Genomic DNA, 16,693 nt, shown 5'->3' on the forward strand with positions numbered 1-16,693 from the left:
ACGGAGTAGAAGCGCAGCGCGCGCACACTGTCAATGCTGCCACCGACCAATCGCGCGGCTTTCACCGACGCGATCCGCTGAAAATCGGGCGCGGCACCGGATCGTGACAGCGGGTAAGCAGACCTGCCAAGAACAGCAGCCAAGCCAAGCTCCAGGCCAGGACGGCCGCGTCCTGCCAACCTGCCACCCGCATCACAATGGCCGCCTGAAGGCACCCGAAGGCGGGCAGCATCCAGGGGCGGGCCTCCAGCCCCAGCGCGCCACGCCGGGCCACCGGGCGGGCGGCGACAGCCATGATCAACGATGACATGGCCCCCATGATCATAGCATGGATCGCGTTGGGGGACGCGACCAGGTCCACCCCGATCAGGGCCGTGCCCCACAGCCCCAACCCCAGTGGCAGCCAGAGGAACCCAAGCGCCAACATGAGCAACAGGGGCTCCCTATGGGCCCGGCCAAGCGACCATGTGGGCAGGCGCACGGCCTGGGACAGGGCAGCGGTCAACAACGCAAACCCTGCCAGTTCGTCTCGGCCCCAGATCAGCAAAGCCGCTGCCAGCCCCAGCGCCGCGGCACCGATCCACCCAAGCAACGGCAGGTCCCTCCCGGCCGCCCGACCGCGTCGGCTGGCATCGGACTTCAGAAAGCCGAAGACCATACGCCCGCCGACCACCACCAGCAGGGCGGCAAACAGCAGAGGCGCCAGCAGAGGCGCCGCGTCGAAACCGCCCCCCAGCACTGACCCGACCAGCACCGTGCCAGAGGCGCCTCCGGCCAGACAAAGAAAACCGACATAAGCCCAGATCTTGGCGGTTGCGCCGCGAATCCCCTCACGCGCCAGCACCAGGGCCAGCGCCCAGAACACTGCGGCATTCGCACTGGCGAGCCAGGCAAGAGGCAGCATGTCCGAGATCAGCATAGACAGGCGCGCCACACCCCACAGCCCAGCCAGAAGAGCCACCGCAGCACCCGACACAGGCGCCCGCCCGGTCCAGCTGCTGCAGGCCGATGGCAGGTACCCCAACAGGGCCGCCGCGCCAAATCCGAATGTCATCTCATGCACATGCCACAGATAGGGATCGGCAACCTGGTCCAGGCTCGTCGGCAGGACATGCCAGATTGCCACCGACAACGCCGCCCAGATCGCCGTCAACGGGAACATGATCCGGTAACTCGCGGCCAAAGCCCCCCGGCCCGGCCAGTAACGCCCCGACATGTCGTTTTCCTGCAGCAATCCGACCCCCTTGATGCTTGACAACAATAAGCACTTGGCCACATCTGGCCTAGCTGGTTCCTGTCGTAAGGCAGGCGAAGAGGGAATGCGACAGGCCACCACAGGCCGAGGCGCAGCCGCCCCCGCGACCGTGAACAGAGAGGTCACCCGACCACTGGCCCCACAGGGTCGGGAAGGTGGGTGGCCATCGGAACAACACCCCCCGGGGTCCACACGTTTCGAACTCTGCAAGCCGGGAGACCTGCCAGCACTGTACGTAACGGGCGAACGGGGTGTATCGCGACCGGCTTGTCGGAACAGCGGTCTCGGACCGGTTCCCTGGCTGGCCTGCCCCCTTTCGCCACAGATTGGAAAGGGAAGGCACAATGGACGACATGGCCGAAATTGACGCCAAGGTCACCGTCACCGTCTGCACCACCTGCCGCGCCGGTGCCCCCACTGACGCCGAAGGCCCTCGCCCCGGGGCCCGTCTGCATGATGCTCTATCCGGCGCCCTGCCCGACCATGTCCGCATCCGCCCTGTCGAATGCCTGTCCGCCTGCTCGCGCGGCTGTTCCATGGTGATCGAAGGCGGGGCTGAACGCTGGACCTACATCTACGGCGACATGGACCCGGACACCCATGTACCCGCCATCGTTGAAGGCGTGACCGCCTATGCCGCCACCACCGACGGTGTCGTGCCCTGGCGTGAACGGCCCGAGATCTTCCGCAAGCAATCCATTGCCCGCATTCCCCCACAAGCCCCGCAGAAATCCACCAAGGAGGCCGCCGAATGAGCAACCTGTCGAAAACCCCCGTCACCGTGATCACCGGCTTCCTCGGCTCCGGCAAGACCACGCTGATCCGTCACCTGATGACCCACAACCAAGGCAAGCGCCTGGCGGTTCTGGTCAATGAATTCGGCACCGCCGGCGTGGATGGCGACATCCTGAAGAGCTGCGCGGATGAGAACTGCCCGGAAAACAACATCATGGAGCTGGCCAACGGCTGCATCTGCTGCACCGTGGCCGATGATTTCATCCCCACGATCGAAGCCCTGATGGCCCTGCCGGAAAAACCCGATCACATCCTGATCGAGACCTCGGGCCTGGCGCTGCCGAAACCGCTCCTGAAAGCCTTCGACTGGCCCGCAATCAAGTCGCGCATCACCGTGGACGGCGTGATCGCGCTGGCCGATGCCGAGGCCGTCGCCTCGGGCCAATTCGCCCCCGACCTTGATGCCGTTCAGGCCCAGCGCGAGGCCGATGATAGCCTGGACCACGAAACGCCCCTGTCCGAGGTGTTCGAGGATCAGGTCTCCTGCGCCGATATCGTGCTTCTGTCCAAAGCCGACCTGGCGGGCGAAGAGGGCCTCGCCAAGGCCCGTGCCGTGATTGAGGCCGAAGCCCCGCGCGAGCTGCCGATCATCCCGATGAGCGAAGGCGTGGTCGACCCGCGTGTCGTGCTGGGGCTGGAAGCCGCCGCCGAAGATGACCTCGACGCGCGTCCCAGCCACCATGACGGCCATCACGACCACGAACATGACGATTTCGACTCGATCGTCATCGACCTGGGCGAGGTCGCCAATCCCGAAACGCTGCAAGGCAATATCGAACGTCTGGCCCGCGAGCAGAAGATCCTGCGCGTGAAGGGCTATGTCGCCGTCGAAGGCAAGCCGATGCGCATGTTGGTGCAGGCGGTCGGCGCGCGGGTCCGCGCGCAATTCGACCAGCCTTGGGGGGCGCAGGAACGTCGCACCCAGCTGGTGGTCATTGCCGAACATCACGACATCAACGAAGCCGCCATTCGTTCTGTGCTGGAGGCCTAAGCACCGATGCACGTCGTCTTCCGCGAAAGCCACGGGCTCGATCAGAGCGACACCCCGCAGGACCTCGGTCAGAGCCCTGCGGAGCTGGTCGTGCTGTCCTTCTCGGACAGTGACCTGGGGGCTTTCGCGGCAGGATGGCACAGGGCGAATGGGGGGGCGGATGGCAACTTGCCTTCACTGCGTCTCGCCAACCTGGTGGCGCTGAAACATCCCCTGTCGGTCGACACTTACGCTGAACAGACCCTGGTGGGCGCCAAGGCCATCCTGGTTCGGCTGATCGGCGGGGAAAGCTACTGGGCCTATGGGCTGGCGACGCTTCAAGACATGGCACGGCGGCGGGGGATCGCTCTGGCCATCCTGCCTGCCGATGGCCGCCCCGACCCGCGTCTGGACGAGCTTTCGACCCTGCCCACCTCGACCCTGCGCCGTTTGCAGCAGCTCTGCGAGGCAGGCGGCGCCGTGGCCGCCCAGGCCGCGCTGGCGCAATTGTCGCTCGCCGCCGGGCTCTACGCGGGCCCCGTGCGCGGCGCCAAGACCGTGCCCGAGGCTGGGTTCTATCACCCGGGCCAGGGCGTCGTGCCCGCGCCGGAGCCGGGCGACAAACCGCTTGCCCTCGTCACCTTCTATCGCTCCTACCTGACCTCGGCGGACACCGATCCGGTGGACGCGCTGATTAGCGCGCTGGAGGCACGTGGTTTCGACGCCATCGGCCTCTTCGCGCCCACACTCAAGGGCACCCATGCGCCCTGGATCGCGGATCAGGTCGCACGGCTCACCCCCGCGGCCATAGTCAACGCCACTGCCTTTTCGGCGCAGGGCGCAGATGGCGCCACCTCGCCCTTGAGCTCCACCGGCTGCCCGGTCTTCCAGGTCGCACTATCGACGTCGCGACGCAAGGATTGGGACGAGGCAGAACGCGGCCTCTCGCCCGCCGATCTGGCCATGCATGTGGTGCTGCCGGAAGTCGACGGGCGGTTGTTTGCCGGGGTCACCAGTTTCAAACAGCCCACCAAACGCGACGAGGCGTTGGAATACAGCCGCTTCGCCCACCGCGCCGATGCCGAGCGGGTGGCCGCGATTGCCGACAAGGTCGTGGCGCATCACCACCTGTCCACGCTGGCGAATGCTGACAAGCAACTCGCCGTTGTGCTCTCCACCTACCCCGGCAAAGGCTACAATCTGGCCCACGCGGTGGGACTTGACGCGCTGGCATCGGTCGAGGGGCTCTGCAAGTCGCTTGCCGACGCGGGCTATGACATCACCCCGGAATCCGACTTGGGCGCACGGCTGGGCGTGGAAAGGCAGAGCTGGCCGCTGGAGGCCTACAAGGCCGCTCTGGAGACCTTGCCGGAGAACCTGCGCGAAGACCTCTTCACCGCCTGGGGCGCGCCGGAGAATGACCCCGCCTATCAGGACGGTGCCTTTCATTTCGCCGCCATCCAGGCGGGCAAGGCCGTGATCGCCCTGCAACCGGAACGCGGCGAAGTGGCCGCCCGAGACGACGATTACCACGACCTGTCGCGCACCCCGCGCCACGGGTACGTCGCCTTCTATCTCTGGATACGCAACCGTATGGATGCACTCATCCACATGGGCGCCCATGGCACATTGGAATGGCTGCCGGGCAAATCCGTGGCCCTCTCGGGCGCCTGCTGGCCCGAGGCGCTGATAGGCGCGACCCCGGTGATCTATCCGTTCATCGTCAACGACCCCGGCGAGGCCGCCCAGGCCAAACGCCGCATCGGCGCGCTGACACTTGGCCACCTGCCGCCACCGCTGGCACAGACGCAGCTGCCCGAGGGGCTGGGACGCCTTGAACACCTGCTGGATGAATACTCCACCGCAGACGGGCTGGACCCGGCCCGCCGTGACCGGCTGATCGCCGACATCCGCGCCGAGGCGCAAGGTCGCGGGGTCGAGGCCGACCTGGGCATTCCCGACGAAGCCTCCGCCGCCGAGGCGATCACCCGGATCGACCGTTTTGTCTGCGACCTGAAGGAAAGCCAATATGGCGAGGGGCTGCACATCTTCGGCGCGGGCGACCATGGTGCTGCAGAAATCGCCGGTGTGCTGACCGCTCTGAACGGAGCTTTCGTCGCCCCCGGCCCCTCCGGCTCGCCCTGGCGGGGCCGCGCGGATGTGCTGCCGACCGGACGCAATCTGTTCACCACCGACCCCCGCGCGGTGCCCTCGCGCGCCGCCCACGCACAGGGCGTGAAACTGGCCGAGGAACTGCTGCGCAAACACCTGCAGGATCACGGCGATTGGCCACGTGGCCTTGTGGTCGACCTATGGGGCTCGGCCACCATGCGCACCGCCGGCGAGGAGTTCGCCATGGCGCTGCATCTGGCCGGCCTTGCCCCGCAATGGGACGATGGCAGCGAACGCGTCAGCGGGTTCGAGGTCATTCCGCTCGCGCTTCTGAACCGTCCACGCATCGACGTGACTCTGCGCGTTTCCGGCCTCTTCCGCGACGTCTTCCCGGGTCTCGCGCAGATGTTCGAACTGGCCGCCGCGAAACTGGCGGATCGCGACGAGGCGCCTGCCGACAACCCCTACAAGACCGCCACGCCCCGCGTCTTCGGCCCGCGACCGGGCAGCTATGGGGTGGGCATGACCACTCTCTTGGACGACTACACCGACGAGGCCCGCACGGCGGCGGGCGAAGCCTGGCTGGCCGCGTCTTCGCACGCGATCGACGCCAGCGGCGCGGTGACCCCGGCACGTGAAGCTCTTGAAGCGCGGCTGTCGAGTGCGGACAGTTTCGTGCACCTGCAGGACCTGCCGGAAACCGACGTGCTGGTTGCCTCGGACTATGCCGCTCATGAGGCTGGCTTTGCCGCCGCCATGGCGCGTCTGGGCCACGCGCAACCGGCGCTTTATCACCTCGACGCCACCCGGCCTGACCAACCCCGCGCCCGCACCCTGACCGAGGAAATCGCCCGTGTCACCCGGGCCCGTGCGGCCAACCCCGACTGGGCGACCAGCATGATGGAACATGGGTTCCGAGGCGGGGCAGAAATTGCCGCGACGCTCGATCACATGGCCGCTTTTGCCCAACTCGCAGGCGTCGTGCCCGCCCATCTGTTTGACCTCTATTTCGATGCCACCCTGGGGCGCGACGATCTGGTCGCCTTCCTGGAAGACGCCAACCCCGAAGCGTTGGCCGCGATGCGCGACCGTTTCGCTGCGCTGAATGCCGCCGGGCTCTGGCAGAGCCGTCGAAACTCGATCCTGTTCGAGTTGGAGGGGCTGTCATGAATGCAGCGCGTTCCAAGCCGCAAGTCTTCGGGTGGTGCCCCGGCGCGTTGCGTCCGATGGAGTCGGGCGACGGGCTGGTGGTAAGGGTGCGCACACCGTTGGGGCGGCTGTCCGCCGCGCAGTCGCGCGGCATCGCCGCCCTGTCGGAGCAATACGGCAGTGGCATCATCGACCTGTCCGCCCGCGCCAACCTGCAACTGCGCGGGGTCAGCGAGGCGACCCACGCGCCGCTGATCGAGGGCTTGCGCGATCTGGGCCTGATCGACCGCAACATCGCGACCGAGACCCGCCGCAATGTGATCGTGCAGCCCTTCTGGACCGAAGGCGACGACACGCATCACATCGCCCACACCCTGACAGAAGCCCTGGCCCGTGAAGACGCGCCCGACCTGCCCGGCAAGTTCGGCTTTGCGGTGGATTGCGGGCCCGCGCCTCTTTTGACCCACACGTCCTGCGACATCCGTATCGAACGGGCAGACGCCGGTTTGATCTTGCGTGCCGATGGGGCCATGACGGGGCTTATTGTCACCCGCGACACCGCCGCCGAGGCCGCCCTGATGCTGGCCCGCTGGTTCCTGGGCACCGGTGGCGTGCGCGACGGGCGGGGCCGCATGAAGGCCCATATCGCCCGGATCGGCGCGCCTGACAGTGCAGAGATACCGCCTCTGCCGACTGCCCCGCGCCCCACACCCGGTCAGACCGCAACCGGCGCGCTGGTGGCGCTGGAGTTCGGTCAGATGCGCGCTGAAACGCTGGCGGAGTTGGCCACAGTGGGGGCGATCCGTCTGACCCCCTGGCGCGCGCTGCTGATCGAAGGGGCGGACCGCCTGCCAACCCTGCCATACCTGATCACCGATCCCGGCGATCCGCGCCTCAACATCAGCACCTGCACCGGCGCGCCCGGCTGTCACCAGGCCCTGTCCGCCACCCGCCACATCGCCCGGACCCTGGCACCGAACACGACGCGCCCGCTTCACATTTCGGGTTGCGCCAAGGGTTGTGCCCATCCCGCCCCCTGTGCCATCACCCTGACCGCCACCTCCGAGGGGCGGTTCGACCTGATCCGCGACGGTCGCGCTTCGGATAGCCCCGAGATCCGCGACCTGTCCCTGACCGAGCTCCTGACGAAAGACCTCTGAATGCCTCATACCTATGAAACCAACGGCGCGGCAATCTATGCCGAAAGCTTCGCCACAATCCGTGCCGAGGCCGACCTGGCCCGCTTTGACCGCGACGAGGAGAGCGTGACCGTGCGCATGATCCACGCCGCCGGCATGGTCGGGCTGGAAGAACACGTGCGGTTTTCCCCCGGCATGGCCAAGACCGCGCGCGCCGCTCTGGCCGCAGGCGCCCCGATCCTCTGCGACGCCTATATGGTCAGCGAAGGCATCACCCGCCCGCGCCTGCCCGCGGATAACGAGGTGATCTGCACCCTGCGCGATCCAAAAGTACCGGAGCTGGCGAAGGAGATGTCCAACACGCGTTCAGCCGCCGCGCTGGAGTTGTGGCGTCCGAAACTGGACGGCGCAGTTGTCGCCATCGGCAACGCGCCCACCGCGCTTTTCCACCTGCTGAACATGCTCGAGGACCCGGCGTGTCCGCGCCCCGCCGCCATCATCGGCTGCCCGGTGGGCTTTGTCGGCGCGGCGGAATCGAAGGACGCGTTGATGGAGGATCTCCCGGTGCCCTCGATGATCGTCAAGGGCCGCCTGGGTGGCTCCGCCATCACTGTGGCAGCCGTCAACGCGCTTGCCAGCTGGAAGGAATGACCATGGGCCCGAACAAAGGCAAGGTAATCTGCGTGGGCCTCGGCCCCGGCGATCCGGAACTGATGAGCGTCAAATCGCACCGACTGCTGGCCGCCGCCAGCCACGTGGCCTTCTTTCGCAAGAAAGGTGCCACCGGCCGGGCACGCAAGATCGTCGAGGGGCTCTTGAACCCCGACGCGGTGGAACTGCCGATGGAATATCCCGTCACCACCGAAATCCCCTTCACCGATCCCGAATACAACCGCCTCCTGTCCGAATTCTACGAAGACTGGGCCGAGCGGCTGGCGGAGCAGACCCGCAACGGCGATGTGATCGTGCTGTGCGAAGGCGACCCATTCTTCTACGGCTCCTTCATGCACCTGCACATCCGTCTGCAGGGCCGGGCCGAGGTCGAGGTGGTGCCCGGCATTACCGGCATGTCCGGTTGCTGGACCGCCACGGGCCTACCGATCACCTGGGGCGATGACGTGCTGACCATCGCCATGGCCACCCTGCCCGAGGACGAGCTGACCGCCCGTGTTGCCAACACCGACGCCCTGGTGGTGATGAAAGTCGGGCGCAACCTGCCCAAACTGAAACGCGCCCTGGTCGCCGCGGGCCGGATGGAAGACGCCTGGCTGGTTGAACGCGGAACAATGGCAAACCAGACCGTTCAGAAACTGACCGAGGCGCCGGAACAGGTGCCCTATTTCTCGATCGTCATGGTGCATGGCCAGGGGCGGCGGCCATGAGCGGCCCGAACTCAGGATGGGTTCAGGTTGCGGGGCTGGGCCCCGGCAATGACACCCTCGTCACCGACGAGGTGCGCACGGTCCTGGCCGAGGCCACGGACGTGGTCGGCTATATCCCCTATGTGCGCCGAGTTGCGCCCCGACCGGGCCTGACCCTACATGAAAGCGACAACCGGGTCGAACTGGACCGCGCCACACATGCGCTGCAGATGGCCGCCGAGGGCAAGCGGGTTGTCGTCGTCTCCTCCGGCGATCCGGGCGTCTTTGCCATGGCCTCGGCCCTGTTCGAAGCGCTGGAGGCCGGGCCTGCCGACTGGTTGGACCTCGACATCCGCATTCTGCCCGGCATCACCGCCATGCTGGCCGCCGCCGCGCAGCTGGGGGCGCCGCTGGGCCATGATTTCTGTGCGATCAACCTCAGCGACAACCTGAAACCCTGGACGCTGATTGAGAAACGCCTGCGCCTCGCCGCCCAGGCCGGGTTTGCCATGGCCTTTTACAACCCGCGCTCGAAATCCCGTCCGCATCAGTTTGGCCAGGCGTTGGAGATCCTGCGGGAAGAATGCGGCGGGGACTGCCTGATTTCCTTCGCCCGCGACGTGACCAAACCGGGCCAGGAACTGCGCACCGTGCCACTGTCAGACGCCACCGAGGAGATGGCCGACATGCGCACCGTCGTCATCGTCGGCAATCGCGATACTCGGCGCGTGGGGCGCCATGTCTACACGCCGCGTTCGGTGCCGATGGAGTGATCGAGCCAATGCAGGACCTCATCCATACGCGACAGTACGGTGCGAGCGGGCACCCGGGGCCGGTCGATCAGGACGACCGGCAAGCCCAGCACGCGGGCCGCGTCCAGCTTGGCCCGCGCGCCCGTACCGCCCGCGTTCTTCGCGACGATGAGGTCGACGCGATGGTCTTTCAACAGCGCCGTGTCCCCGGCGACATCAAAGGGTCCGCGGGCAATCACCGCCCGCGCATTGGGCAGGGCCAGCGCGCCTTCGGGCGGGTCCACGAGGCGCAAGAGGTAGTGGTGCTGGGGCTTGACGGCAAAGACACCGAGGTTCTGTTTTCCAATTGCCAGGAACACACGCGCGGGGACGTCCGGCAGCGCGGCCACCGCGCCCTCAAGATCGGGCACGGCACGCCAGTTGTCACCCTCTGCCGCCTGCCAGGGCGCGCGTTCGAACCCGGCCAGCGGCACGCCCGCTTGGGCGCAGGCCGCAACCGCATTGCGGCTCATCTGCGCGGCGAACGGGTGGGTTGCATCCACGACCCCCGTGATCCCTTCGGCCTTCAGGAATGCCGACAGACCGTCAACGCCGCCAAAGCCACCGACCCGCGTGGGCAGGGGCTGCGCGACGGGGGACAGCGTGCGCCCGGCGTAGGAAAACAGCGCCTCGTCCCCCCGGTCCGCCAGAGCGCGCGCCAGGGCCGAGGCTTCGCTGGTGCCGCCCAGAACAAGGATCTTTCCCATGGCTGACTCCCGCAAAGCACCCTGGTTGACCATCATCGGTGTCGGCGAAGATGGCCTTGACGGGCTGTCGAATGCAAGTCGCAAAGCGTTGGACGCGGCCGAGGTGATCTTCGGCGGCCCGCGCCATCTGGAGCTGGTGGGCGTCGACACCCGCGGACAGCCCTGGCCTCTGCCCTTTTCGGTCGCCCCGGTGCTGGAGTGTCGCGGGCAGCAGGTCGTGGTGCTGGCCTCGGGCGACCCGTTCTGGCATGGAGTTGGCGGCACTTTGGCCCGGCACCTCACCCCCGACGACTGGCACTGCCTGCCTGCTCCATCGTGCCTATCCCTGGCCGCCGCGCGCATGGGCTGGCGGCTGGAGGAAGTCACCCAGATCGCCCTGCACGCCGCCCCGTTCGAAGAGCTGCGCCCGCAGCTCAGCCCCGGAGCCCACGTGCTGTGCACCCTACGCGATGGGGCCGCAGTTCCGGAACTGGCGGCGTGGCTGACCGATCAGGGGTTCGGCCCCAGCGCCGTAACCGTGATGGAGGCGCTGGGTGGTCCACGCGAACAGATCCGTCACAGCCAAGCAAACGGGTTCGACCTGACCGACATTCAAGCGCCGGTCGTCACCGCCATCAGCGTGGAGGGCGAAAAGGGTCTTTCTGCCACGCCCGGACGCGATATCGAAATCTTCGCCCATGATGGACAGATCACCAAATCGCCCATGCGCGCCCTGACCCTCGCCGCCCTTGCCCCGCGCGCGGGCGAGCACTTGTGGGACGTGGGGGCGGGCTCCGGCTCGGTCTCGGTCGAATGGGCGATGGCCGCGCCGGGCTGCACCTCCTCCGCCATCGAACCGCGCGCGGATCGTTGCCAAAACATCCTCGAGAACGCCCAGCGCTTTGGCCTGGTGCGGCGGTTGGAGGTTGTCCACGGCAAAGCCCCCGAGGCGCTGACGGACTTACCGCGCCCCGATGCCGTCTTCATCGGCGGCGGGGTGGACGAGGCAATGCTGAAGGCGATTTGGCAAGGCATCCTTCCCGGCACCCGGCTGGTCGCAAATGCGGTGACAATCGAAAGCCAGAGCCTGCTGACCGGGTGGCACGCCCAGCACGGCGGCCAGCTCTTGCGCATCGACCTGGCCGAGGCCACGCCCCTGGGCCGCATGCAGGGCTGGTCACCAAGCCGCCCGCAAGTACAATGGAGCGTGACCCGATGATCGTCGCGGGCATCGGATATCGCAGCGGGGCCACCCCTGCCGATCTGGAGGCCGCTCTGGCCCTGACCGGCGTAACTCCTGACGCCCTGGCCAGCCTCGACGGCAAATCGGGCGGCCCGCTCACCGCTCTGGCCAACACCCTTAACCTGCCCCTGACCCCCCTCACCGAGGACCAGATCGCGGGCACGCGAACGCTCACCTGTTCCCCCCGTATCAAGGCGCGTTTCGCGACCGGCAGCCTGGCCGAGGCCTGTGCCCTGGTCGCCGCCGGCCCCAACGCCCGCCTGACCCATCCGCGCGTGATCGGCCCCTGTGGCCGTGTCACCGTCGCCATCGCAGAAGGATCCACCCCATGACCGTCCATTTCATCGGAGCAGGCCCCGGCGCCGCCGACCTGATCACCCTGCGCGGGCGCGACCTGATCGCCGCCTGCCCGGTCTGCCTCTACGCGGGTTCGCTGGTGCCCGAAGCGCTGCTGTCCCACTGCCCGCCGGGCGCCAAGATCGTCAACACCGCGCCCCTGTCGCTGGACGAGATCATTGCCGAGATCGAAACCGCCCACGCCGCCGGACACGATGTCGCCCGCCTGCATTCCGGCGACCTGTCCTGCTGGTCCGCCATGGGTGAACAGCTGCGCCGCCTGCGCGCCGCCGACATTCCCTATGACGTCACGCCCGGCGTGCCCGCCTTCGCCGCCTCCGCCGCTGCATTGGGGACCGAGCTGACCCTGCCCGGCGTTGCTCAATCTCTGGTGCTGACCCGCACCTCGGGCCGCGCCTCGTCGATGCCCGATGGCGAAACGCTGGAGAACTTCGCCGTCACCGGTGCAACGCTGGCAATCCACCTGTCCGTGCACATTCTGGATGATGTGGTCGCCCGCCTGACGCCCGCCTATGGCGCCGATTGCCCGGTCGCCGTGGTCTGGCGCGCCTCCTGGCCCGATCAAAAAATCATTCGTGCCACCCTGGGCAGCGTGATCGAGGCAACGGGCGGCGAACGTGGCCGCACCGCGCTGATCCTGGTGGGTCCGGCCCTGGCCGCCGAAGGGTTTGACGAAAGCTGCCTCTACGCAGGCGATTATGACCGCCGTTTCCGCCCCGTTGGCACCGCGCCGCGCTTCCCGGAAGGGGCGGAATGATGCTGCCTTCCGGCCTGATGATTTCGGCGCCCGCCTCGGGCACCGGCAAGACCACGTTGATGCTGGGGCTGCTGAACGCGCTGACCAAGCGTGGCGTGACCGTACAGCCGTTCAAGAGCGGCCCGGACTATATCGACCCGGGCTTTCACAAGGCAGCCGCAGGGCGCGCGTCGTTCAACCTGGACAGCTGGGCGATGGGGCCGGGCATGTTGGGGCAGATGGTGGATCAGGCGGCAGGCGCCGACCTGGCCCTGGCCGAAGGCTCGATGGGTCTGTTCGACGGTGTCGCTCACCCCGGTGAGACCGCCAATGGCGCCAGCGCCGACATTGCCGCGCGCATGGGCTGGCCGGTGGTCCTGATGCTGGACGTGTCGGGCCAGGCACAATCTGCTGCCGCCTCGGCGCTGGGGTTCAAGATGATGCGCCCCGATGTGCCGCTGGCCGGCGTGGTGCTGAACAAGGTCGCCAGCCCGCGTCACGAGATGCTGTTGCGACTGGGCATGGATCAGGTTGGCGTGCCCGTGTTGGGCGCCCTGCCCCGGCGCGGCGCGGTCGAGCTGCCGGAACGCCACCTGGGCCTGGTCCAGGCGGAGGAACAGCCCAAGCTTATGGCGTTGCTGGATGCGGCAGGCGACTTCATCGCCGAACACATGGATCTGGACGTGCTGATCGCAGCCGCTGGCGACACACAGCGTCCCGAGGGCCACGGCATCCTGCCCCCGCCGCCCGGCCAGCGCATTGCGCTTGCCCGCGACGCGGCGTTCAGCTTCGTTTACCCGCACCTGCTGGAAGGCTGGCGCAACCAAGGTGCCGAGGTCTCTTTCTTCTCGCCTCTGGCGGATGAGGCCCCGGACGACGGCGCCGATATCTGCTGGCTGCCCGGCGGCTATCCGGAGCTGCACGCAGGCAAGCTGGCCGCTGCCGAGACCTTCCGCACGGGGCTGCAGAAATTCGCCGAAACCCGGCCCGTGCATGGCGAATGCGGGGGCTATATGGCGATGGGCGAAGGGCTGGTCGACAAGGAAGGCACGCGCCATCAGATGGCAGGCATTCTGGGCCTGGAAACCAGCTATGAGAAACGCAAGATGCACCTGGGCTATCGCCTGGCACAGCTGCAATCGCCCCTGCCCGGCCTGACCGAAGGCGCACGTCTGCGTGGGCATGAGTTCCACTATTCGACCATTCTGTCCCAGCCTGACGCACCGCTTGCCCGCGTGCTGGATGCCAATGGCGACGAGGTGCCCGAGACCGGATCGCGGCGCGGCCACGCCACCGGAACGTTCTTTCACCTGATCGGAGGCGCAAGCGCGTGACCGGCTTCATTTCCTTCGTCTCCTCCGGCCCGGGTGACCCGGAGCTTCTGACCGTCAAGGCCGTGAAAAGGCTGGAGACGGCCGAGGTGGTGCTGTTCGACGACCTCTCGGCCGGGCCAATCCTGGATCTGGTCCCGCCCGAGGCCGATCTGATCGGCGTCGGCAAACGCGCAGGCCGCCCCTCACCCCGACAGGATCACGTCAGCCGCCTTCTGGTTGACCATGCCAGGACCGGCGCGCGCGTGGTGCGACTGAAATCCGGTGACAGCGGCATTTTTGGGCGCCTCGAAGAGGAACTGGTTGCCGTGCGTGCCGCTGGTATCCCTTGTGAGGTCATACCTGGCGTCACCGCCGCCAGCGCCGCCGCCGCAGCCGCCGAAATCCCGCTGACCCGCCGCCTGACCGCGCGTCGGGTGCAATATGTCACCGGACATGACGTGGCAGGCGCCCTGCCCGAGGATCTGAATATGGCGGCCCTTGCCGATCCCACTGCCACCACCGTGGTCTACATGGGGCGGCGCACCTTTCCAAAACTGGCCGCGCGGCTGATGGCGGCGGGGTTGCCTGGCGACACACCGGTGCTGCTGGCCGAAGCAGTTTCGACCCCCGACCAGCGCCTCAGTCGCCACACGGTCTCCAGCCTGTCGGAAACGGAACCGGACATCGCCTCCACCGCCCCGGCGCTGATCCTCTACGGCCCCCTGGCCGCGCAGGGGTGTGACGAATGACACGGAGGCCACCATGCACACCCTCTCTCTGATCGGCATCGGCGCGGGCAACCCCAAGCACCTGACGCTGGAGGCGATCGAGGCACTGAACGCCTGCGATCTGATCCTGATCCCGCTGAAAGGAGCGAAGAAGGACGATCTGGCCCAGCTACGGCGCGAAATCTGCGCCGCTGTGCTGACCCGCCCGGTGCCCGGCCGCGAGTTCACCTTGCCCGTGCGCGATCCGGCCACCGCGGACTACCACACCCGCGTGAATGACTGGCATGACGCCATTGCCGATTGCTGGCAGGCGGAAATTCTGGCGGGCCTGCCCGAAGGCGGGCGTGTGGGGTTTCTGGTCTGGGGCGATCCGTCGCTGTATGACAGCACCCTGCGCATCGCCGACCGCCTAACCGGACGAATGGAGATCGCGCTGGAGGTCATTCCCGGCATCACGTCGATCCAGGCCCTGACCGCCGGTCACGCCATCCCGCTGAACACCGTCGGCGGGCCGGTCACAGTGACCACTGGGCGCCAACTGCGCGATCATGGCTGGCCCGAGGGGGCCGAAACGCTGGTCGTCATGCTCGACCAGGGCGGCGCCTTCGAGGTACTGGACGGCGATGGGTTTCAAATCTGGTGGAGCGCCTATGCGGGCATGGCAAACGAGATCCGCATCGCTGGCCCCCTGTCCGAAGTCCGCGACCGGATTCTGTCCACCCGCGCCGAGGCGCGCGAGGATCATGGTTGGATCATGGATGTCTATCTGCTGCGCCGCCTGAACACTTGAGCCGCCCCGCGCCCAAAGGGATGGATTCAGGCGTTCCAGTCACTAAATCAACCTTTGTGATTTAATCTTGACCCCAGCGCTCGCACCGGTCAAACCTGCGCCTATGCCACCTGTTCAGACACCCACGCCACCCAAGGGCGCGACCCATCCGGGCACCCGCGCCCATAACGAGCGGCTGATCCTTGGCCTGATCCGCCGCCTCGGCCCGCTGCCCAAGGCCGAAATTGCGCGTCAGACCGGCCTTTCGGCGCAAAGTGTCTCTGTGATCATCAAGGCGCTGGAGGGTGACGGCCTGCTGTCCCGGGGAAAACCGCAGCGAGGTCGCATCGGTCAACCATCGATCCCGATGGAGCTGGCGGCCGACGGAGCCTATTTCCTGGGTCTGAGCGTGGGGCGCCGCCGGTTGGAGCTGGTTTTGGTGGACTTCCTCGGAGAAATCGTCGACCGGCGGCAAGAACCGGTCACGACGCCAGCGCCCGACGAGGTGCTGGCATTTGCCCGCAGCGCGACGAGCGACCTGACCGCGCCCCTGCCACAGGCGCGCATCGCCGGACTGGGCATCGCCCTGCCGGGCCACCTTTGGGACTGGCCTGAGACCACGGCGATGTCGGACTGGCGTCACCGCGACCTTGCGACCGAGCTGAGCGACCTGCCCTACCCGGTGCACATCCTGAACGACGCCAGCGCCGCCTGTGGCGCCGAGCTGATCTTTGGCACGGCCGACCTGCCACGCGACTTTCTGTATGTCTTCATCGGGCATTTCATCGGCGGCGGACTGGTGCTGGACGGATGCCTGCAAACCGGACGCCGCGGCAATGCGGCCGCGCTCGGCTCCATGCCGGTGGGCAGCCCGGGCGGGCCGTTTACCCAGCTGATCGACATGGCCTCGCTGGTCACCTTGGAGCAGCTTCTGACACCGCATGGCACCGCAATTCCGGCAACGCCAACGCGCTGGACCCTGCCTCCGCGCGTGGTGGAGCTGTGGCTGGACGGCGCCGCAACCGGCCTGGCCCAGGCCCTGGCCGCCGCCACCTGTGTGGTCGACGTGGACTGCGTGGTCCTGGACGGCTGGCTGCCCGAGGACCTGCGCGCCGATCTTGTCATGCGGACCCAGGCCCAGCTGGACGCCCACCCGCTGCCCGGCATCGAAACCCCGCGCCTGCGGGCGGGCGCGATCGGTCCCGACGCCCGCGCCCTGGGCGCGGCCAGCCTGCCCCTGTCCCATCGGTTCCTCGTGGACCGCACCGTTTATCCCGGAGGATGACCCC

Annotated in this window: 16 protein-coding genes and 1 riboswitch; of the genes, 14 read left to right on the top strand and 2 right to left on the bottom strand. The window is 67.5% G+C overall.

Annotation, left to right across the window (positions count from 1 at the left end; genetic code table 11):
• Window positions 1-61 precede the first annotated feature (61 nt).
• Window positions 62-1,216: an NnrS family protein gene (locus ACO07D_RS04335; RefSeq protein ID WP_421701733.1), complete on the bottom strand. Its 1,155-nt coding sequence runs from the start codon at window positions 1,214-1,216 to the stop codon at window positions 62-64.
• A gap of 55 nt (window positions 1,217-1,271) precedes the next feature.
• Window positions 1,272-1,497: riboswitch (cobalamin riboswitch) on the top strand.
• Between the two features lie 102 nt (window positions 1,498-1,599).
• Between ACO07D_RS04335 and ACO07D_RS04340 the strand changes: the two genes are divergently transcribed.
• The 7 genes from ACO07D_RS04340 to cobJ are packed head-to-tail and all read left to right on the top strand — an operon-like array spanning window position 1,600 to window position 9,554.
• Window positions 1,600-2,010 carry a DUF1636 family protein gene (locus ACO07D_RS04340; RefSeq protein ID WP_421701734.1) on the top strand — a complete coding sequence of 137 codons (411 nt, stop codon included), beginning with the start codon at window positions 1,600-1,602 and terminating at the stop codon, window positions 2,008-2,010.
• The gene (cobW, locus tag ACO07D_RS04345; protein ID WP_421701735.1) at window positions 2,007-3,041 is read left to right on the top strand and encodes a cobalamin biosynthesis protein CobW; all 1,035 of its coding nucleotides are present in this window, start codon (window positions 2,007-2,009) and stop codon (window positions 3,039-3,041) included. Before ACO07D_RS04340 ends, cobW begins: the two co-directional genes overlap by 4 nt.
• A 6-nt stretch (window positions 3,042-3,047) precedes the next feature.
• The gene (gene cobN, locus ACO07D_RS04350) at window positions 3,048-6,302 is read left to right on the top strand and encodes a cobaltochelatase subunit CobN (RefSeq protein ID WP_421701736.1); all 3,255 of its coding nucleotides are present in this window, start codon (window positions 3,048-3,050) and stop codon (window positions 6,300-6,302) included.
• A complete protein-coding gene (gene cobG / locus ACO07D_RS04355) occupies window positions 6,299-7,441 on the top strand; it encodes a precorrin-3B synthase (RefSeq protein WP_421701737.1) in 1,143 nt (380 codons plus the stop codon). The genes cobN and cobG overlap by 4 nt, the downstream gene beginning before the upstream one ends.
• A complete protein-coding gene (locus ACO07D_RS04360) occupies window positions 7,442-8,071 on the top strand; it encodes a precorrin-8X methylmutase (protein ID WP_421701738.1) in 630 nt (209 codons plus the stop codon).
• A gap of 2 nt (window positions 8,072-8,073) precedes the next feature.
• The gene (locus ACO07D_RS04365) at window positions 8,074-8,802 is read left to right on the top strand and encodes a precorrin-2 C(20)-methyltransferase (protein ID WP_421701739.1); all 729 of its coding nucleotides are present in this window, start codon (window positions 8,074-8,076) and stop codon (window positions 8,800-8,802) included.
• Window positions 8,799-9,554 (top strand): precorrin-3B C(17)-methyltransferase, encoded by a 756-nt coding sequence (gene cobJ, locus ACO07D_RS04370; RefSeq protein WP_421701740.1) that lies wholly within the window; start codon window positions 8,799-8,801, stop codon window positions 9,552-9,554. The genes ACO07D_RS04365 and cobJ overlap by 4 nt, the downstream gene beginning before the upstream one ends.
• Here the strand turns inward: cobJ and ACO07D_RS04375 are convergent.
• Window positions 9,524-10,279 carry a cobalt-precorrin-6A reductase gene (locus tag ACO07D_RS04375; protein WP_421701741.1) on the bottom strand — a complete coding sequence of 252 codons (756 nt, stop codon included), beginning with the start codon at window positions 10,277-10,279 and terminating at the stop codon, window positions 9,524-9,526. The two genes, cobJ and ACO07D_RS04375, sit on opposite strands and share 31 nt — an antisense overlap.
• Here ACO07D_RS04375 and cbiE point away from each other — a divergent pair.
• The 7 genes from cbiE to ACO07D_RS04410 all read left to right on the top strand — a co-directional run bounded on the left by cbiE (window position 10,278) and on the right by ACO07D_RS04410 (window position 16,689).
• Window positions 10,278-11,477, top strand: coding sequence for a precorrin-6y C5,15-methyltransferase (decarboxylating) subunit CbiE (cbiE, locus tag ACO07D_RS04380; RefSeq protein WP_421701742.1), 1,200 nt, complete (start codon window positions 10,278-10,280; stop codon window positions 11,475-11,477). The genes ACO07D_RS04375 and cbiE overlap by 2 nt on opposite strands.
• Window positions 11,459-11,833, top strand: coding sequence for a cobalamin biosynthesis protein (locus ACO07D_RS04385; protein ID WP_421701743.1), 375 nt, complete (start codon window positions 11,459-11,461; stop codon window positions 11,831-11,833). Before cbiE ends, ACO07D_RS04385 begins: the two co-directional genes overlap by 19 nt.
• A complete protein-coding gene (cobM, locus tag ACO07D_RS04390; RefSeq protein WP_421701744.1) occupies window positions 11,830-12,615 on the top strand; it encodes a precorrin-4 C(11)-methyltransferase in 786 nt (261 codons plus the stop codon). Before ACO07D_RS04385 ends, cobM begins: the two co-directional genes overlap by 4 nt.
• Entirely contained in the window at window positions 12,615-13,928 is a 1,314-nt protein-coding gene (locus tag ACO07D_RS04395) for a cobyrinate a,c-diamide synthase (protein WP_421704985.1), read from the top strand. The genes cobM and ACO07D_RS04395 overlap by 1 nt, the downstream gene beginning before the upstream one ends.
• Window positions 13,925-14,656, top strand: coding sequence for a uroporphyrinogen-III C-methyltransferase (gene cobA / locus ACO07D_RS04400; protein WP_421701745.1), 732 nt, complete (start codon window positions 13,925-13,927; stop codon window positions 14,654-14,656). Before ACO07D_RS04395 ends, cobA begins: the two co-directional genes overlap by 4 nt.
• Window positions 14,657-14,669: 13 nt before the next feature.
• The gene (gene cobF / locus ACO07D_RS04405; protein ID WP_421701746.1) at window positions 14,670-15,425 is read left to right on the top strand and encodes a precorrin-6A synthase (deacetylating); all 756 of its coding nucleotides are present in this window, start codon (window positions 14,670-14,672) and stop codon (window positions 15,423-15,425) included.
• Window positions 15,426-15,528: 103 nt separating this feature from the next.
• Entirely contained in the window at window positions 15,529-16,689 is a 1,161-nt protein-coding gene (locus ACO07D_RS04410) for an ROK family transcriptional regulator (protein ID WP_421701747.1), read from the top strand.
• Window positions 16,690-16,693: the final 4 nt, after the last annotated feature.

The organism is Aliiroseovarius sp., from assembly GCF_965228805.1.
In the GTDB taxonomy this organism is placed as follows: Bacteria; Pseudomonadota; Alphaproteobacteria; order Rhodobacterales; family Rhodobacteraceae; genus JASBTN01.